The sequence below is a fragment of the Amycolatopsis camponoti genome (genome assembly GCF_902497555.1).
GTDB lineage: Bacteria > Actinomycetota > Actinomycetes > Mycobacteriales > Pseudonocardiaceae > Amycolatopsis > Amycolatopsis camponoti.
In genome coordinates this window covers 2351661-2368551 of sequence record NZ_CABVGP010000001.1, presented here as the reverse complement: position 1 = coordinate 2368551, position 16891 = coordinate 2351661, and the positions used below count along the sequence as shown (strand labels likewise).

14 protein-coding genes are annotated in these 16891 nt (G+C 70.9%); 8 read left to right on the top strand and 6 right to left on the bottom strand.

What is annotated here, in order from left to right:
- Nucleotides 1-50: 50 nt before the first annotated feature.
- The 5 genes from AA23TX_RS11380 to AA23TX_RS11360 form a co-directional block, all read right to left on the bottom strand.
- The gene (locus AA23TX_RS11380; RefSeq protein WP_155542502.1) at nt 51-611 is read right to left on the bottom strand and encodes an FKBP-type peptidyl-prolyl cis-trans isomerase; all 561 of its coding nucleotides are present in this window, start codon (nt 609-611) and stop codon (nt 51-53) included.
- Between the two features lie 10 nt (nt 612-621).
- Nucleotides 622-2865 carry a HelD family protein gene (locus AA23TX_RS11375; protein WP_155542501.1) on the bottom strand — a complete coding sequence of 748 codons (2244 nt, stop codon included), beginning with the start codon at nt 2863-2865 and terminating at the stop codon, nt 622-624.
- A gap of 61 nt (nt 2866-2926) precedes the next feature.
- Nucleotides 2927-3544, bottom strand: coding sequence for a hypothetical protein (locus tag AA23TX_RS11370; protein ID WP_230862428.1), 618 nt, complete (start codon nt 3542-3544; stop codon nt 2927-2929).
- The gene (locus tag AA23TX_RS11365; RefSeq protein WP_155542500.1) at nt 3541-3987 is read right to left on the bottom strand and encodes a hypothetical protein; all 447 of its coding nucleotides are present in this window, start codon (nt 3985-3987) and stop codon (nt 3541-3543) included. Before AA23TX_RS11365 ends, AA23TX_RS11370 begins: the two co-directional genes overlap by 4 nt.
- A 41-nt stretch (nt 3988-4028) precedes the next feature.
- Complete coding sequence (locus tag AA23TX_RS11360) at nt 4029-5009, bottom strand: heme o synthase (RefSeq protein ID WP_155542499.1); 981 nt, start codon at nt 5007-5009, stop codon at nt 4029-4031.
- 293 nt (nt 5010-5302) lie between these two features.
- On the opposite strand from AA23TX_RS11360, the gene tkt reads away from it, so the two are divergent.
- From tkt to pgl, 6 genes are read left to right on the top strand one after another with little or no spacing between them, the layout of a single operon-like run.
- Nucleotides 5303-7402 (top strand): transketolase, encoded by a 2100-nt coding sequence (tkt, locus tag AA23TX_RS11355; protein WP_155542498.1) that lies wholly within the window; start codon nt 5303-5305, stop codon nt 7400-7402.
- Nucleotides 7403-7413: 11 nt separating this feature from the next.
- Nucleotides 7414-8526 (top strand): transaldolase, encoded by a 1113-nt coding sequence (gene tal / locus AA23TX_RS11350; RefSeq protein WP_155542497.1) that lies wholly within the window; start codon nt 7414-7416, stop codon nt 8524-8526.
- Nucleotides 8527-8534: 8 nt separating this feature from the next.
- The gene (locus tag AA23TX_RS11345; RefSeq protein ID WP_155542496.1) at nt 8535-10157 is read left to right on the top strand and encodes a phosphoglucose isomerase-related protein; all 1623 of its coding nucleotides are present in this window, start codon (nt 8535-8537) and stop codon (nt 10155-10157) included.
- Nucleotides 10154-11677 carry a glucose-6-phosphate dehydrogenase gene (gene zwf / locus AA23TX_RS11340; protein WP_155542495.1) on the top strand — a complete coding sequence of 508 codons (1524 nt, stop codon included), beginning with the start codon at nt 10154-10156 and terminating at the stop codon, nt 11675-11677. The genes AA23TX_RS11345 and zwf overlap by 4 nt, the downstream gene beginning before the upstream one ends.
- A complete protein-coding gene (opcA, locus tag AA23TX_RS11335; RefSeq protein ID WP_155542494.1) occupies nt 11674-12675 on the top strand; it encodes a glucose-6-phosphate dehydrogenase assembly protein OpcA in 1002 nt (333 codons plus the stop codon). Before zwf ends, opcA begins: the two co-directional genes overlap by 4 nt.
- Nucleotides 12672-13451: a 6-phosphogluconolactonase gene (pgl, locus tag AA23TX_RS11330; RefSeq protein WP_155542493.1), complete on the top strand. Its 780-nt coding sequence runs from the start codon at nt 12672-12674 to the stop codon at nt 13449-13451. The genes opcA and pgl overlap by 4 nt, the downstream gene beginning before the upstream one ends.
- A gap of 121 nt (nt 13452-13572) precedes the next feature.
- Here pgl and AA23TX_RS11325 read toward each other — a convergent pair whose 3' ends face one another.
- Entirely contained in the window at nt 13573-14136 is a 564-nt protein-coding gene (locus tag AA23TX_RS11325) for a TetR/AcrR family transcriptional regulator (RefSeq protein ID WP_155542492.1), read from the bottom strand.
- A gap of 125 nt (nt 14137-14261) precedes the next feature.
- On the opposite strand from AA23TX_RS11325, the gene AA23TX_RS11320 reads away from it, so the two are divergent.
- Both AA23TX_RS11320 and AA23TX_RS11315 read left to right on the top strand, forming a co-directional pair.
- On the top strand, nt 14262-15353 hold the full coding sequence (locus tag AA23TX_RS11320) for an FAD-dependent oxidoreductase (protein ID WP_155542491.1): 1092 nt from the start codon (nt 14262-14264) through the stop codon (nt 15351-15353).
- Nucleotides 15354-15644: 291 nt separating this feature from the next.
- Nucleotides 15645-16844, top strand: coding sequence for a sensor histidine kinase (locus AA23TX_RS11315; protein WP_196425280.1), 1200 nt, complete (start codon nt 15645-15647; stop codon nt 16842-16844).
- Nucleotides 16845-16891: the final 47 nt, after the last annotated feature.

Below are 16891 nucleotides of genomic sequence, written 5' to 3'. Positions count from 1 at the left end.
CATTGAGGGACTTCGATTCCCTCAATGCGACCATTCACGGACCGGGCGGCTCAGGTCGGAACCGAAACCGCGTCGGTGACGAAGACCAGCGTCTCGTTCGGCTTGATGCCGCGGCCGCCCTCGCCGTACGCGAGGTCCGGCGGGATGATCAGCAGGCGGCGGCCGCCCTGCTTGATGCCCTCCAGGCCCTTGTCCCAGCCCGGGATGACCTCGCCCGCGCCCAGGTTCAGGTCGAACGTCTCGCCGCGGTCGAACGAGCTGTCCAGCTTCTGCTTGTCCGACCACGTCACCAGCAGGTAGTTCATCTTCAGCTGCTGCCCGGCCTTGGCCGCGCCGCCGGTGCCCTCGGACAGGTCCTTCGTGATCAACTTCTTCGGCGGGTCGCAGTCGTCGGGGATGGTGATGGTCGGCACCTCGCCGAACTTGCCCGTCGTCTTGATGTCGTCCGCCGTGCACTCGCGGCCCTTGCTCTGGGGCGCCTGGGCGGCGTCCGACGACGGCGGCACGGACGGTCCCGCCGGCGCGGCCGTCTGGGTCTTGGCGGCCTGGCCGCACGCGGCCAGCGACAACGCCGCCGCGGCGGTGACCACGATCTTCCCGATCTTCTGCATGCCGGGCACCCTAGCCAAGCACGGAGAGTGCCGGGACGTCGTCACCCGTGGCGACCACGCCGAGCCGCCGCGTAGCGCGCGTCAAGGCCACATACAGGTCGTTGAGCCCGCGCGGCGAACCCGAGACGACCTCGTCCGGCGCGACCAGCACCACCGAGTCGAACTCCAGGCCCTTCGCCCGCTCGACGGTCAGCACGCTCAGCCGCTCGTCGTGCTCCGAAAGCCACGACGAGACCTCGTCGAACCGGGCCGCGGGCACCAAGACCGCCACCGTCCCACCGTCCACTTCGGACAGTTCACGCTCGACCAGCCCTGGCAGCTCCGAGGCCAAGGACGAAGGCCGCGCCGACCACGGCGCCACCCCGGTCTCCCGCACCGAAGACGGCGCGGACAACGCCGGGTCGACCTCCGCGAGCACCCGGGCCGCGACCGCCATGATCTCCGCGGGCGTGCGGTAGTTCACGGTCAGCTGCTCGAGCCGCCACCGGTCCGCGACGTACGGCGAGAGCGCCTCGCCCCACGACCGCGCTCCCCCGGCCGCACCCGTCTGGGCGACGTCTCCGACCAGCGTCATCGACCGGTTCGGCGAACGCCGCATCAGCAGCCGCCAGTCCATCGCCGACAGCTCCTGGGCCTCGTCGACGATCACGTGCCCGAACGTCCAGGTCCGGTCCTGCGCGGCACGCTGGGCCGCGGTCAGCTCGCTGCGCTCCACCTGGCGCTCGGCGAACAGCTCGGCGTCGAGGACGTCGGAGACGCGCAGCAGCTCCTCGTCGATGATCTCCTCGTCCTGCTCGAGGATGTCGAGCACGCCCTCGGCGTACGCGCGGTCTTCGCGCTCACGGCGTTTGCGCTCGACGCGGGCCTCGGTGTCGTCGACGCCGATCAGCTCGGCCAGCTCGTCGAGCAGCGGCACGTCGGCCGGCGTCCACTTCGTGTCGCGGCCGCTCTCCAGCAGGGCGCGGTCTTCGGGCGAAAGCAGCTTCCGGGCCGCGCCGGAGAGCCGTTCGCGGTCGGCGAACAGGTCGTCGAGCACGCCTTCCGGGGTCAGCACCGGCCACAGCGAGTCGATGGCGGCCGTGACGTGCTCGTCCGCGGCCAGCTCGGCGCGGATGTCCTGCAGGTCCTGCCCGTCGAGGAGGTCGTCGCCCAGCTTCCGGGCGGCCTGGCGGGTCAGCGCGTCGAGGACGTCGGAGACGAACAGCCGCCGCGCCGGGTTGTGCGGCCGGCGCGACCGGCGGGCGCGGGTCCGGGCGTCGGTGCACGTCTTCCGGTCCAGCCGCAGCACGACGTGCTCGTACTCGATCTCCATGACGGGCTCGGGCACGCGCTGGCGATCGCGGACGGCGTTGGCCAGCACCTCGGCCATCACGAGCCGGCCCTTGACCTCGGTGGTCTCGCGCGGCTCGACGCCGTCGGCGTCCAGGCCCGGGTAGAGCTGCCCGACGGTGGCGAGCAGCACGCCGGTCTCGCCGAGCGACGGCAGCACCTGGCCGATGTAGCGCAGGAACGTGCTGTTCGGCCCGACGACGAGCACGCCGCGGGTCGTGAGCTGCTGGCGGTGCGTGTAGAGCAGGTAGGCCGCGCGGTGCAGCGCGACGGCGGTCTTGCCGGTGCCCGGCCCGCCCTGCACGACCATGACGCCGCCCAGCGGCGCGCGGATGATGCGGTCCTGCTCGGCCTGGATGGTCGCGACGATGTCGCTCATCTCGCCGGTGCGCCGCTGTTCGAGGGCGGCGAGCAGCGCGGCCTCGCCGGCCAGCCCGAGGTCCTGGCCCTGGTCGGCGGCGGTGAGGTCGAGGATCTCGTCGTCGAAGCCGGTGACCTTGCGGGTCAGCGACCGCAGGTGCCGTCGCCGCCGCACGCCGTCGGGCGAGGCGGCGGTGGCGAGGTAGAAGGGCCGCGCGACGGGCGCCCGCCAGTCGACGAGCAGCGGCCGGTAGTCGTCGTCTTCGTCGAACAGCCCGAGCCGGCCGATGTAGGTGGTCTCCTCGGCATTGCCGGGGACGAAGTCGAGTCGCCCGAAGGCCAGGCCCTGCTCGACGGAGCCGAGCTGGGCGAGCCGGTCGGTGTAGAGGGTGGTGGCGACGTCGCGTTCGGTGCGGGCCTGCGGGGTGCCGCCGGTCTGGCGGAGGGTGTCGTCGAGACGCCGCTGGGCCTCGGCGCGTTCGGCGTCGAGCTTCGCGTAGAGGGTGGTCACGTACGCCTGCTCGCGGGCGAGCTCGGCGATGAAGCCGTCCGAGGACACGGACAAGAGATCCTGCTTTCGCCTCAAGGAAAAGAGCCGGTCAAGTCTAACGGCCCCGGCGGCAGGATCATTCCGCCCCGAGGGCGCAGTACGGGTAGACCTCACTGCCGGCCGCGACGACGACCGGCAGTTCCTTCTCCCCCACCGCGCACGACACGCTCGCCGCACGCAGTTGCTCGCCACCGGTGAGCCGGCCGTTCGCGTCCCGGTGGAGGACGGCCGCGCCGTGGCTGGTCAGCGCCCGGCAGTTCGCCGAGTGGTAGCGGACGCCGCCGGGAACGATGGTCGCCGTCACCGGGGTGAAGCCGCCGAGGGACTCCGGGGGCAGCCACGTCGCCGGGCCCGGCTCGGGCCGGTCCAGGGCGACGCCGATCCGCTCCCCCGGCAGCAGCAGCGGCACTTCCACCGTCCGGGCGCCCGACATCACCGGAATCCGGTAAGCAGCCAGGGTGCTCGTGTTCTCCAGCTCAGCCGCGCCCGGGCCCTGTTCGGCGACCCGCACGACACCGCCGTCCGGGGCCGGGCCCGGGACCGCAGTGATCCGGGTGGGAATCGCGCAGGCAGTGCCGAGCAGCTCGTTCGTGTCGAGCGACACCTTCCCGCGGCCGATGAACGCCAGCAGGCCGAGGACCACGACGGCCGCCAGCACGGCCAGGACCCGGTCCTTGCCGAGGCGCGGCCTCATGGCTTGCTCGAGCTCGAGACGCTGTAGAGGTCACCGGCTTGCCCGTAGTAGGAGCCCGCGACCACGGAGACCAGGATCCCCGCGTCCGGCTGCCGGTAGGTGCGCATCTCGTCCGGGTCCGGCGGATAGGGCACCTCGTCCAGCCGCACGCCCCGCGCGGCGAGCAGCGCACTGACTTCGGCGAACGGCACCGGACCGTCGAAGGGGCCGTAGCGATCGCGGACCAGGCGATTGATCATCTCGGGGTCGCGGTACCGAAGCCGGTGCGCCTGGACCGAGAAGTGTGTCCCCACCCACGGGTGCCCGGGACCGGGACGCTGCCAGAAGAACTCGGCCAGGCCGTGGTCGCGCCCCAAAGTGTGCTTCGAAGGGTTGTCGCCGTAATCGTCGCCGAGCAGCGAAGCCACCCGCTCGGGTGACCAGGTGTGGTCGGCCCCGAGCACGGTGCCCGACTCGATGACGTCGGCGAAGAACTCCGCCGGGCTCAGAACGGCAGGCCGAGGGTCGGCAGGCCGATGGCCGAGTCGACCGCCAGCGCCACGAACACGATCATCAGGTACGTGTTGGACCGGTGGAACAGCGCCATCGGCTTCGTCTCTTCGCCGCGCCGCACCGCGGCCTGCAGGCTGTGCGCGTAGAAGAGGAACCAGCCGCCCGCCAGGATGGCGAACGTGCCGTACAGCCAGGACGTCACCGGGAGCAGCAGCAGCGTCCACGCCACCATCACCCACGAGTAGATGACGATCTGCTTGGCGACGTGCTGGGCGGTGGCCACCACCGGCAGCATCGGGACGCCCGCGCGCTCGTAGTCGTCGCGGTACTTCATGCCCAGCGCCCACGTGTGCGGCGGCGTCCAGAAGAAGATGACGCCGAACATCACGAACGCCGGCCACTGCACGGTGCCGGTGACGGCGGCCCAGCCGATGACCACCGGCATGCAGCCCGCCGCGCCGCCCCAGACCACGTTCTGCGACGTGCGCCGCTTGAGGCCGAGCGTGTAGACGAAGATGTAGAAGAGGATCGTGGCCACGGCCAGCACGGCCGACAGCAGGTTGACCGTGAAGTAGAGCACCACGGCCGACGCGACGCCCATGACCAAGCCGAAGATCAGCGCGCCGCGCCGCGGCACCGAGTCCTTCACCAGCGGACGGCGCTTCGTGCGGTTCATCACCTTGTCGATGTCCGCGTCGATCACGCAGTTGAGCGCGTTCGCGCTGCCCGCGGCCATCGTCCCGCCGACCAGCGTGGCCAGTACCAGCCACGGCGAGGGGATCTGACGGCCGGCGAGGAACATCGCCGGGATGGTCGTCACCAGGAGGAGCTCGATCACCCGCGGCTTCGCCAGCGCGGCGTAGGCGCCGACGACCTGGCGGATGCTTCGCCGGTCACCGTGCGGTCGCTCACCGGTCGGGTGCACGGCGCTGGTGTCGTCACTGCGTCCGTGCGCAGCGTTCACCAACGACATTTCACTCCCTGAGTCAGGTTCGGGCGGGCCCGATGCCGGAGGCGTGTGGTGCCGCTGAAACCCGCCGGTGTGAACCCTCGAACGATGTTAGACGTGGTGAATCCCGTGGGTGATCGCGGGTCTGGAACGGGTCCAAGCACTAGGCTGGCCGGGACGGGCCGCGATTGCCCCTGCGCACGGCCGCGAGCAGGAATATCGTCCCTTCGGGATCGATTGAGATAGATGTCCGTGCGCACGGGTAACCGGAACGAGCAAGACCAGCCGCAACCATCATGACCGGGAGTTGGAGTTCAGTGTCCGATACCGCCCCTACCAGCGAGAACAACCCACTCCTCCGGCGTAACGTCCCCGCCGACTGGACCGACACCGACACCCGCGCCGTGGACACCGTCCGGGTGCTCGCCGCGGACGCGGTCGAGAACTGTGGCAGTGGCCACCCCGGCACCGCGATGAGCTTGGCGCCGCTGGCCTACACGTTGTTCCAGCGCACGCTGCGGCACGACCCGAACGACCAGAACTGGCCGGGCCGCGACCGGTTCGTGCTGTCGGCCGGCCACTCCAGCCTGACGCTGTACATCCAGCTGTTCCTCGCCGGCTACGGCCTCGAGCTCGAGGACCTCAAGCAGCTGCGCAAGTGGGGCTCGAAGACCCCGGGCCACCCGGAGTACCGCCACACCGACGGCGTCGAGACCACCACCGGCCCGCTGGGGCAGGGCCTGGCGAACGCCGTGGGCATGGCGATGGCCGCCCGTCGTGAGCGCGGCCTGCTCGACCCGGACACCGCGCCCGGCGAGAGCATCTTCGACCACTACATCTACGCGATCGCGTCCGACGGCGACATCGAAGAGGGCGTGACCGCCGAGGCGTCGTCCATCGCGGGCCGCCAGGAGCTGGGCAACCTGATCGTCTTCTGGGACGACAACAAGATCTCCATCGAGGACGACACGAACATCGCCCTCTCGGAGGACACCGTCGCGCGCTACGACGCCTACGGGTGGCACACCCAGGTCGTCGAGGGTGGCGAGGACGTCGTCGCGATCGAAGAGGCCATCAAGAACGCGAAGGCCGAGACCGGCCGCCCGTCGTTCATCGCGGTGAAGACCGTGATCGGCTACCCGGCCCCGAAGAAGATGGGCACCGGCAAGGCGCACGGCGCCGCGCTGGGCGCCGAAGAGGTCGCCGCGGTCAAGAAGGTCCTCGGCTTCGACCCGGAGCAGTCGTTCCAGGTCGAGGACGACGTGATCAAGCACACCCGCCAGGCGCTCGACCGCGGCAAGGCCGCGCACGCCGAGTGGGCCGAGAAGTTCGAGGCGTGGGGCAAGGCCAACCCGGAGCGCAAGAAGCTGGCGGACCGCATGTCCACCCGCACCCTGCCCGAGGGCTTCGCCGACAACCTGCCGAAGTGGGAGCCGGACGCCAAGGGCGTCGCCACCCGCAAGGCCTCCGGCGAGGTGCTCAACGCGCTCGCCGAGCCGCTGCCCGAGCTGTGGGGCGGCTCCGCGGACCTCGCGGAGAGCAACAACACCACGATGAAGGGCGCCGACTCGTTCGGCCCGGAGAAGGCTTCCACGGACATGTGGAAGACCAGCCCGTACGGCCGGACGCTGCACTTCGGCATCCGCGAGCACGCCATGGGCTCGATCCTCAACGGGATCGCGCTGCACGGCGGCACCCGCCCGTACGGCGCGACGTTCCTCATCTTCTCCGACTACATGCGCCCGCCGGTCCGGCTGGCCGCGCTGATGAAGGCGCCGGTCACCTACGTGTGGACGCACGACTCGATCGGCCTCGGCGAGGACGGGCCGACGCACCAGCCGATCGAGCAGCTGTCCGCGCTGCGCGCGATCCCGGGCCTCAACGTCGTCCGCCCGGCGGACGCCAACGAGACCGCGTACGCGTGGAAGGCCGTGCTGGAGGACATCCACCACCCGTCCGGCCTGGCCCTCACCCGCCAGAACGTGCCGGTGCTCGAGGGCACCAGCGCCGAGGGCGTCGCGAAGGGCGGTTACGTCCTGGCGGATTCCGACGGCACGCCGGACGTCGTGCTGATCGGCACCGGCTCCGAGGTCCAGCTCGCCGTCGAGGCGAAGAAGGTCCTCGAGGCCGACGGCGTCAAGGCGCGCGTCGTCTCGATGCCGTGCGTCGAGTGGTTCGACGCGCAGGACGCGGCCTACCGCGAATCCGTCATCCCGGCCGGGGTGAAGGCCCGTGTGTCCGTCGAGGCGGGCATCGCCCAGTCGTGGCACCGCTTCACCGGTGACGCCGGGGTGAACGTTTCGATCGAGCACTTCGGCGCCTCCGCCGATGCCGCCACACTGTTCCGTGAGTTCGGTTTCACCACGGAGGCAGTCGTCGACGCGGCCCGCCGCTCGATCGCCAACACCAAGAACTGAAGGGGACATAGATGAGCAACGACAAGCTCGCGCAGCTGTCCGAGGCCGGTGTTTCGATCTGGCTGGACGACCTCTCGCGCGAACGCCTGAACACCGGCAACCTCGCCGCGCTGGTCCGCGACAAGCACGTCGTCGGCGTGACGACCAACCCGACGATCTTCGCCAACGCGATGTCGAAGGGTGACGCCTACGACGAGCGGACGAAGGAGCTCGCCGCCCAGGGCGCCGACGTCGAGGCGACCATCCGCGACCTGACCACGACCGACGTGCGCAACGCCGCCGACCTGTTCCGCGACGTCTACGCCGCCACGAACGGCGTCGACGGCCGCGTCTCGATCGAGGTCGACCCGCGCCTGGCCAAGGACACCGACAAGACGGTGGCCGAGGCCCAGGACCTGTGGAAGACCGTCGACCGGCCGAACACGCTGATCAAGATCCCGGCCACCGAAGAGGGCCTGCCGGCGATCACCGCCACGCTCGCCGAGGGCATCAGCGTCAACGTCACGCTGATCTTCTCCGTCGAGCGCTACAAGAAGGTCATCGAGGCCTACTTCGCCGGCCTGGAGCAGGCGAAGGCCAACGGCCACGACCTGCGCGGCATCCACTCGGTGGCGTCGTTCTTCGTGTCCCGCGTGGACACCGAGATCGACAAGCGCCTGGACGCGATCGGCACCGACGAGGCCAAGGCCCTCCGCGGCAAGGCCGCCGTCGCCAACGCCCGGCTCGCCTACGCGGCCTTCGAGGAGCTGTCGGCCACGGACCGCTGGAAGGCCCTCGCGGCCGACGGCGCCAACGCGCAGCGCCCGCTGTGGGCCTCGACCGGCGTGAAGAACCCGGACTACTCCCCCACGCTCTACGTCGACCAGCTCGTGGTGAAGGACACCGTCAACACGATGCCGGAGAAGACCCTGGACGCGGTCGCCGAGCACGCCGAGATCACCGGTGACCAGGTCTCCGGCCGCGCCGCCGAGGCGCAGGAGGTCTTCGACAAGCTTTCGGCGGTCGGCATCGACATCACCGACGTGTTCGTCGTCCTGGAGAACGAGGGCGTCGAGAAGTTCGAGAAGTCCTGGATCGAACTGCTCGAGACCGTCAACGGCCAGCTCGAAAAGGCGAAGGGCTGAAGCACGACATGACGACAGGGGAAAAGACCGGCGTCGAGATCGTGGACGCCGAACTGGCGGAGCGCGCCGCGCCGCTGGCCGAGCGGCTGGTCACCGACCAGGCCGCGTCGAAGCTGGCGGCGCAGGACCCCACGTTGTGGGGACCGGACGCCGAGTCCGAGGCGTCGATCCGGCTTTCGTGGACGACGCTGCACAAGTCGTCCCGGCCGCTGATCGGCGAGATCGAGGCGCTGCGGACCGAACTGCGGTCCGAGGGTGTCGACCGCGTGGTGCTCGCCGGCATGGGCGGCTCCTCGCTGGCGCCGGAGGTGATCACCGGCACCGACGGCGTCGCGCTGACCGTGCTCGACACGACCGACCCCGGCCAGGTCGCCGACGCGCTGGCCGGCGACCTCGAGCGCACGGTGATCGTGGTGTCGTCGAAGTCGGGTGGCACCGTCGAGACCGACAGCCACCGGCGGATCTTCGCGAAGGCGTTCACCGACGCGGGGATCGACGCGGCGCGGCGGATCGTGGTCGTCACCGACCCGGGCTCGCCGTTCCAGGAACTGTCCGAAAAGGAGGGTTACCGCAAGACCTTCCTCGCCGACCCGCACGTCGGCGGCCGTTACTCGGCGCTGACCGCGTTCGGGCTCGTGCCGGCCGGTCTCGCCGGCGCGGACGTCGCCCGCCTGCTCGACCAGGCCGCCTCGGTGGCCGAAGAGCTCGGCGCGGACTCGGCGGACAACCCGGCGGTCAAGCTGGCCGCCGCGTGGGCCGCCGCGCACGAAGCGGGCGCCGAGAAGGTCGTGCTGGCCGACTCCGGTTCCGGCATCAAGGGCTTCCCCGACTGGGCGGAGCAGCTGATCGCCGAGTCCACCGGCAAGCAGGGAACCGGGTTGCTGCCGGTCGCCGTCGAAGGCGTCGAGGCGCCCGGCTTCGCCGACGCGAAGTCCGATGCCACGGCGGTCGCCGTCGGCCCGGCGAAGGGTGCGGCGAAGCTCGCCGTCACCGGCTCGCTCGGTGCGCAGATGCTGCTCTGGGAGTTCGCGACGGCGCTGGCCGGGCGGCTGCTCGGGATCAACCCGTTCGACCAGCCCGACGTCGAAGCGGCCAAGAAGGCGGCCCGCGCGCTGCTGGACGACCCGGAGAAGCTGAAGGGCGGCGAGGAACCGTCCAACGTGGACGGTCCGGTCGAGATCTTCGGCAGCGACGGGGTTTCCACCGAGGGCAGCCTGACCGACGTGCTGCGCGCGTTCTTCGCGTCGGCGCCGGACAAGGGCTACATCGCGGTGCAGGCCTACCTCGACCGGCTCGACGACGCGTCGACCGCGCTGCTGCGCGGCGAGATCGCCAAGCGCACCGGCCTGCAGACGACCTTCGGCTGGGGACCGCGGTTCCTGCACTCCACCGGCCAGTACCACAAGGGCGGGCACCAGAACGGCGTGTTCCTGCAGCTCACCGGCGCCGTCGAGCAGGACCTCGACGTGCCGGAGCGGCCGTACACCCTCGGCCAGCTGCAGCACGCGCAGGCCCTGGGCGACGGGCAGGTGCTCGCCGAGCACGGCCGCCCGGTGCTGCGCCTGCACCTGACCGACCGGGCCGCGGGCCTCGCGGCCGTCGTCCGCGCGGTACAGGAGGGGGACGCATGACCTGGACCAACCCGCTGCGCGATCCGCGGGACAAGCGGCTCCCGCGCATCGCCGGGCCGTCCAGCCTGGTGATCTTCGGGGTCACCGGCGACCTGGCCCGCAAGAAGCTGATGCCCGCCATCTACGACCTGGCCAACCGCGGGCTGCTGCCCGCCGGCTTCTCGCTCGTCGGGTTCGCCCGGCGCGACTGGGAGCACCAGGACTTCGGCGAGCTGGTGCACGACTCGGTCAAGGCGCACGCGCGCACGCCGTTCAAGGAGTCGGTGTGGAACCGGCTCGCCGAAGGCATCCGGTTCGTGCAGGGCACCTTCGACGACGACGACGCCTTCGACCGGCTCGCGCAGACGGTCAAGGACCTCGACAAGGAACGCGGCACCGGCGGCAACACGGCGTTCTACCTGTCGATCCCGCCCGGCGCGTTCCCCGTGGTGACCAAGCAACTGGCCCGTTCCGGGCTGGCCAACGCGGACGAGAACACCTGGCGCCGCGTCGTCATCGAGAAGCCGTTCGGCCACGACCTGAAGAGCGCCGAAGAGCTCAACGCGATCGTCAACGACGTCTTCCCCGAGGAGTCGGTGTTCCGCATCGACCACTACCTCGGCAAGGAGACGGTGCAGAACATCCTGGCGCTGCGCTTCGCGAACCAGCTGTTCGAGCCGATCTGGAACGCCAACTACGTCGACCACGTGCAGATCACCATGGCCGAGGACATCGGCCTCGGCGGGCGCGCGGGGTACTACGACGGCATCGGCGCGGCCCGCGACGTCATCCAGAACCACCTGCTGCAGCTGCTGGCCTTCACCGCGATGGAGGAGCCGGTCTCGTTCGAGCCGCGGGCCCTGCGCGCGGAGAAGATCAAGGTGCTGTCGGCGACGGGCCCGGTCGGGCCGCTGAGCAAGACGACCGCGCGCGGCCAGTACGCGGGCGGCTGGCAGGGCGGCATGAAGGTGCCCGGCCTGCTGGAGGAAGAGGGCTTCGCGAAGGACTCGAAGACCGAGACCTACGCCGCGGTGACCCTGGAAGTGCAGAGCCGCCGCTGGGCCGGGGTGCCGTTCTACCTGCGCACCGGCAAGCGGCTCGGCCGCCGCGTCACCGAGATCGCCGTCGTGTTCAAGCGGGCGCCGCACCTGCCGTTCGACTCCACGTCGACCGAGGAGCTGGGGCAGAACGCCCTGGTCATCCGCGTCCAGCCGGACGAGGGCATCACGCTGCGGTTCGGCTCGAAGGTGCCGGGGACCACGATGGAGGTCCGCGACGTCACGATGGACTTCGGCTACGGCCACGCGTTCACCGAGTCCTCCCCCGAGGCCTACGAGCGGCTGATCCTGGACGTCCTGCTCGGCGAGCCGTCGCTGTTCCCGGTGAACGAAGAGGTCGAGCTCTCCTGGAAGATCCTCGACCCGATCCTGGAGGCCTGGGCCAAGGAAGGGTCGCCGGAGCAGTACCCGCCGGGCACCTGGGGCCCGCCGTCCGCCGACGAAATGCTGGAGCGCACCGGCCGGAAATGGAGGCGCCCGTGATCATCGACCTGCCGTCCACCACGACTTCGGCACTGAACAAGAAGCTGGTGGAGATCCGCGAACAGGGCGGGCAAGTCGCGCTCGGGCGGGTGCTGACGCTGGTGATCGTGGCCGACGACGACTCCAAGCTCGAGGAGGCCATCGAGGCGGCGAACGGCGCGAGCCGCGAGCACCCGTCGCGGGTGATCGTGGTCGCCAAGGGCGCCCGCACCGCGGCGCCGCGCATCGACGGCCAGATCCGGGTCGGCGGCGACGCCGGCGCGAGCGAGGTCATCGTGCTGCGGCTCTACGGCCCGCTGGCGGCCCAGGGCCAGAGCGCCGTCGTGCCGCTGCTGCTGCCCGATGCGCCGATCGTGTGCTGGTGGCCCAGCGCCGGTCCGAAGGACCCGGACAAGGACCCGCTCGGTGAGCTGGCCCAGCGCCGGATCACCGACTCGGCCGCGGAGAAGAGCCCGGTCAAGGCGCTGACCACGCGGGCGAAGGCCTACACGGCCGGCGACACCGACCTGGCCTGGACGCGGCTGACGCACTGGCGCGCCCAGCTCGTCTCCGCGCTGGACCTGCCGCCGTACGAGAAGATCACCGGCGCGACCGTGACCGGCGAGGCCGACTCGCCGTCGACCGAGCTGCTGGCCGCGTGGCTGGCCGAGTACCTGAAGGTGCCGGTCAAGCGGGTCAAGAGCTCGGGCGCGGCCGGGATCATCTCGGTGACGCTGGACCGGCGTTCGGGCGCGGTGGAGCTGCACCGGCCGGACGGGCGCGTCGGCACGCTGACCCAGCCGGGCCAGCCGACCCGGCGGATCGCCCTGCAGCGGCGCAGCACCCAGGACTGCCTGGTCGAGGAGCTGCGGCGGCTCGACCCGGACGAGGTCTACGAGGCGGCGCTGCACGGCCTGGGCAAGATCACGTCCGGCACCAACGGCAAGACGGGCGCGCCGGCCAAGGCCGACGTCACGTCGCCCGCGGCCGCGGGCGTGTCCGCCAAGGCGAAGAAATGAGCAAGACCGAGGTCGTCGTCTACGCGAACCAGGACCTCCTGGCCGCCGCGGCGGCGGCCCGGCTGGTCACGCGGCTGGTGGACGTCCAGGCGGCCAAGGGGTCGGCGTCGCTGGTGCTCACCGGCGGCGGCACGGGGATCGCGGTCCTCTCGGAGCTGCGGGCCTCCTCGGCCCGCGACGCGATCGACTGGTCCCGCCTGGACATCTACTGGGGCGACGAGCGGTTCGTCCCGGCGGATTCGGACGAGCGGAACGAGAAGCAGGCCCGCGAGGCGCTGCTGGACCACGTGCCGCTGGACCCGAAGCGGGTGCACGCGATCGCCGCGTCGGACGGCGAATTCGGCGACGACGTGGACGCGGCGGCCGAGGCCTACGCGGAAGTGCTGGCTTCGAACGCGGGCCCGGAGGACCACGGCGACGTGCCGTCGTTCGACATCATGCTGCTGGGTCTGGGCGGTGAAGGGCACACGGCATCGGTGTTCCCGGAGTCCCCGGCGGTGTACGAGACCGAAAGGTCGGTGGTGGCGGTGCGCAACTGCCCCAAGCCGCCGCCGACCCGGATTTCGCTGACGCTGCCGGCGATCCGGCGGGCCCAGGACGTGTGGCTGATGACGGCGGGTTCCGCGAAGGCCGACGCGGTGGCGCTGGCCTTGGCGGGGGCCGGTGAGGTTCAGCTGCCGGTCGCCGGGGCCCGCGGGCATCGGCGGACGCTGTGGCTGCTGGACCGTGCGGCCGCCGGGAAGCTGACGAAGGTTTATCAGCCGCCTACGGCTTAGGTTTCGGTGGTTGGTGAAGGCCCTCTGCTTCGGCAGGGGGCCTTCACGGCTTTTCGGGCGCCGGAACTGTCGGGGGTCGCCGGTAGCGTGGAAAACGAGGGCTGCTCAGGCGGCTTTCGCCTTACTTCACCCGCCAGCCCCGACCCAGGTTGCCGAAGATCTCCTCCGCGGCCCGTCTCGGGTTCTCATTGGCCACGATCAGCTCCCGGGACGCCAGCGCGAACCGCGCCAGGGCCGCGCACGACACGTCGCCTTCCGGGGCTTCCATCTCCTCCGCGATCGCGCGGGCGAGCGCCGTCTCGTGGCGCATCCACATGCGGCGGCCGTAGTCGCGCAGGGTCGGGGTGCTCTCGATCAGCCGGACGAACTCGTCGCTCGGGCCGCCGTCCGCGCTGTCACGCAGCATGTGCTCCCGCAGCGCGTCCACGATCGTCTGTCCCGGCGGCCGGCCGCGCACCGCCAGGACCAGCGCCGCCTCGATGTCGTCGTCCTGGTCGAACAGCAGCGCTTCCTTGCTGGGGAAGTACTTGAACAGCGTCGTCACCGAGACGTCGGCGGCATCCGCGACGTCCTTCACACCGACCTCGTCGTAGCCGCGTTCGAGGAACAGCTCCAGCGCCGCGTCGGCCAGCGCTTGCCGGGTCTGCGCCTTCTTGCGCTCGCGGCGCCCGATCACTTCGGTCATGACCCCAGCCTACGTGATGGTTGACTCACTTCAAAAGTTGAGTCGTTGCACTTTTTGAGTCACTGTGCTTTTCTGGATCCAGGCCGCCGGACCAGCCGGCGGCACCGAACTTCCAGGGGGAAGCCATGAACTCCATCGCGATCGTCGGCGCCGGACTGGGCGGACTCGCCTGTGCCCGCGTCCTGCAGCTCCACGGCCTCGACGTCACCGTCTTCGAACAGGAAGTCTCGGCCGACGCCCGGGCCCAAGGCGGCACGCTCGACCTCCACGGCGACACCGGCCAGGTCGCCCTGCACACCGCCGGGCTGTACGCGCAGTTCCGGGAGCTGGCCCGCCCCGAGGGTCAGCAGATGCGCGCCATCGACCCGCGCACCGGCGACGTCGTCATGGACGAGGTCCCCGCCGAAGGCGACGACTTCCGTCCCGAGATCGACCGCGGCCAGCTCCGCGGACTCCTGCTCGGCTCCCTGGAACCCGGCACGGTCCGGTGGGGACATCCGATCACCGACGTCACCAAGGCCGGCCGCCTGACCTTCGCCGACGGCACCGCCCGGGACTTCGACCTGGTCGTCGGCGCGGACGGCGCGTGGTCCCGGGTCCGCCGGGCGCTCACCGGCGTCCGGCCCGAGTACAGCGGGGTCACGTTCGTCGAGCTCGGCCTGGATGACGCCGACCGCCGTCACCCGGACCTGGCCACGCTGACCGGCCAGGGAACGATGATGACGAAGATCGACGGGAAAGCGCTCGTCGCGCAGCGCAACAGCAATGGCCACATCCGCTGCTACGCCGTCTTCTACGCACCCGAAGACTGGGCCGCGGGCCTCGACTTCGCCGACACCGCGGCGGTGCGCGCGCACCTGCTGGAGCGCTTCGCCGGCTGGCACCCGAGCCTGCTCGGCTTCCTGCACGACCTCGACGGCGGGTTCACCCACCGGCCGCTGCACGTCCTCCCGGTGCCGCACGCCTGGACCTGCACGTCCGGGCTCACGCTCCTCGGCGACGCCGCGCACCTGATGCCGCCGCTGGGCGTCGGCGCCAACCTCGCCCTGCTGGACGGCACCGAGCTCGCCACCGCGCTGGCCACCGCCCCGAGCGTCGGCGAAGCCGTCCGGATCTACGAGACCGGGATGCTGCCGCGGTCGATCGAGACGGCGAAGGCCTGCGCCACCGGCCTGCACGACCTGCTCAGCGACGACCTCAGGTCGATGGCGGCGTGACGACCTATCGCCGGACGGCCACACGTGGGTAACATGATTCCCACGATGTGGTCGTCCCGGTGCACAGCGGGGAGCAGCGCCCCGACTCTCGGTAGCACCCCTCCGCGGCTGTCGCCCGGACGGAGTAGTCGACTACGGAATTCGGCCGCCGCAACTCCGGCAACGGGTGAAACTTACCGTCTTCGTACGCGACCTCGTTAGCATCCGCACATTTGTCCGTTGCTGCGCGTCCCGATCGGGCCCTGAGCACCTCTCACCAACAAGTCCACAAGACGAATGGGGTCGCCAGCGATGAGTACAGAGGGACTCTCGATTCCAGGCATCTCGATCGCCGGCTCGGGGCCATCGGCCGCCGAGCGGGCGCGCAAGCGCGGGTTGAGCCTGTTCGGCTCGGTGCCGCGCCCCGCTGTGGTCACGTTCGCCATCGACGCGGCCGCGGTCATCCTGGCCGTGCTCGACGTCTGGCTGGTGATCCCCGAGAAGGCCCAGCCCTACTCGATCTGGCTCTCCGGCGCCGCCTGCCTCGCGGTGGTGTTCCGCCGGAAGTTCCCGTTCCTCGCCGTGCTCGTCGCGGTCCCCGGCTTCCTGGCCGGCTGGGCGCAGCTCGCGTCGATGATCACGCTCGGCATGCTCGCCACCCGCCGTCAGCTGCACTGGCAGGTGTGGGTCGGCGCGGCGCTGGTGTGGTGCTGCCGGTTCGTGCAGTGGCCGTTGGAGGACTTCGCCGAGCTCAGCTGGCGCGAACACATCCTCGACGGCATCTACGGCGTGCTCGTCGCGGGCATGCCGATCGCGATCGGCCTGCTCATCGGAGCGCGGGCCGAGGTTTCGAACAAGCTCGCCGAGCTGGCCACGAGCCGCGACCGCGAGCGCCGCTTCCACGCCGACGCCGTCCGCGCCGAAGAGCGCGCCCGCCTGGCGCGCGAGATGCACGACGTCGTCTCGCACCAGATCACGCTGATCGCGATGCAGGCCGGCGCGCTGCAGGCCCAGACCACCGACGACCACGCGCTGGAGACCGCGCAGGTCATCCGGACGCTGTCGAAGCGGACGCTCGAGGAGCTGCGTTCGCTGCTGAGCGTGCTGCGCACGGGCGCCGACGACGAGGGGCCGCGCCCCGGGATCAACGACCTCGACCGGCTGATCCGGACGTCGGAGGTCCCGGTGCACCTGTCGGTGGAGCACCTGCCGGAGGCCCTGCCGAACCAGGTGTCGGCGGCGGCGTACCGGACGGTGCAGGAGTGCTTGACGAACGTCCACAAGCACGCCCCGGGCGCGACGGCGACGATCCGCATCCAGGGTGAGCACGGAGCGCTCAAGATCGAGGTCCGCAACGAGCGCGCTCGCCGGACGGCGGAGTCGCTGCCGTCGGGCGGGCACGGGCTGACGGGGCTGGCCGAGCGGGCGCGCCTGCTGGGCGGGAGTTTCGAGACGTCCGGCATGGAGGACGGCGGCTTCCGGGTTCGGGCCCGGTACCCGCTGGATCGCTGAGGGCGCCCTCCGGCCCCCGGTATCCATTTTATCGGCGACCACCGACG

What these genes read in the sequence shown, in the direction of transcription:
- AA23TX_RS11380 (WP_155542502.1), bottom strand. Translation starts at nt 611, where the DNA reads ATGCAGAAGATCGGGAAGATCGTGGTCACCGCCGCGGCGGCGTTGTCG.
- AA23TX_RS11370 (WP_230862428.1), bottom strand. Translation starts at nt 3,544, where the DNA reads ATGAGGCCGCGCCTCGGCAAGGACCGGGTCCTGGCCGTGCTGGCGGCC.
- AA23TX_RS11360 (WP_155542499.1), bottom strand. Translation starts at nt 5,009, where the DNA reads ATGTCGTTGGTGAACGCTGCGCACGGACGCAGTGACGACACCAGCGCC.
- tal (WP_155542497.1), top strand. Translation starts at nt 7,414, where the DNA reads ATGAGCAACGACAAGCTCGCGCAGCTGTCCGAGGCCGGTGTTTCGATC.
- AA23TX_RS11345 (WP_155542496.1), top strand. Translation starts at nt 8,535, where the DNA reads ATGACGACAGGGGAAAAGACCGGCGTCGAGATCGTGGACGCCGAACTG.
- zwf (WP_155542495.1), top strand. Translation starts at nt 10,154, where the DNA reads ATGACCTGGACCAACCCGCTGCGCGATCCGCGGGACAAGCGGCTCCCG.
- pgl (WP_155542493.1), top strand. Translation starts at nt 12,672, where the DNA reads ATGAGCAAGACCGAGGTCGTCGTCTACGCGAACCAGGACCTCCTGGCC.
- AA23TX_RS11325 (WP_155542492.1), bottom strand. Translation starts at nt 14,136, where the DNA reads ATGACCGAAGTGATCGGGCGCCGCGAGCGCAAGAAGGCGCAGACCCGG.
- AA23TX_RS11320 (WP_155542491.1), top strand. Translation starts at nt 14,262, where the DNA reads ATGAACTCCATCGCGATCGTCGGCGCCGGACTGGGCGGACTCGCCTGT.
- AA23TX_RS11315 (WP_196425280.1), top strand. Translation starts at nt 15,645, where the DNA reads ATGAGTACAGAGGGACTCTCGATTCCAGGCATCTCGATCGCCGGCTCG.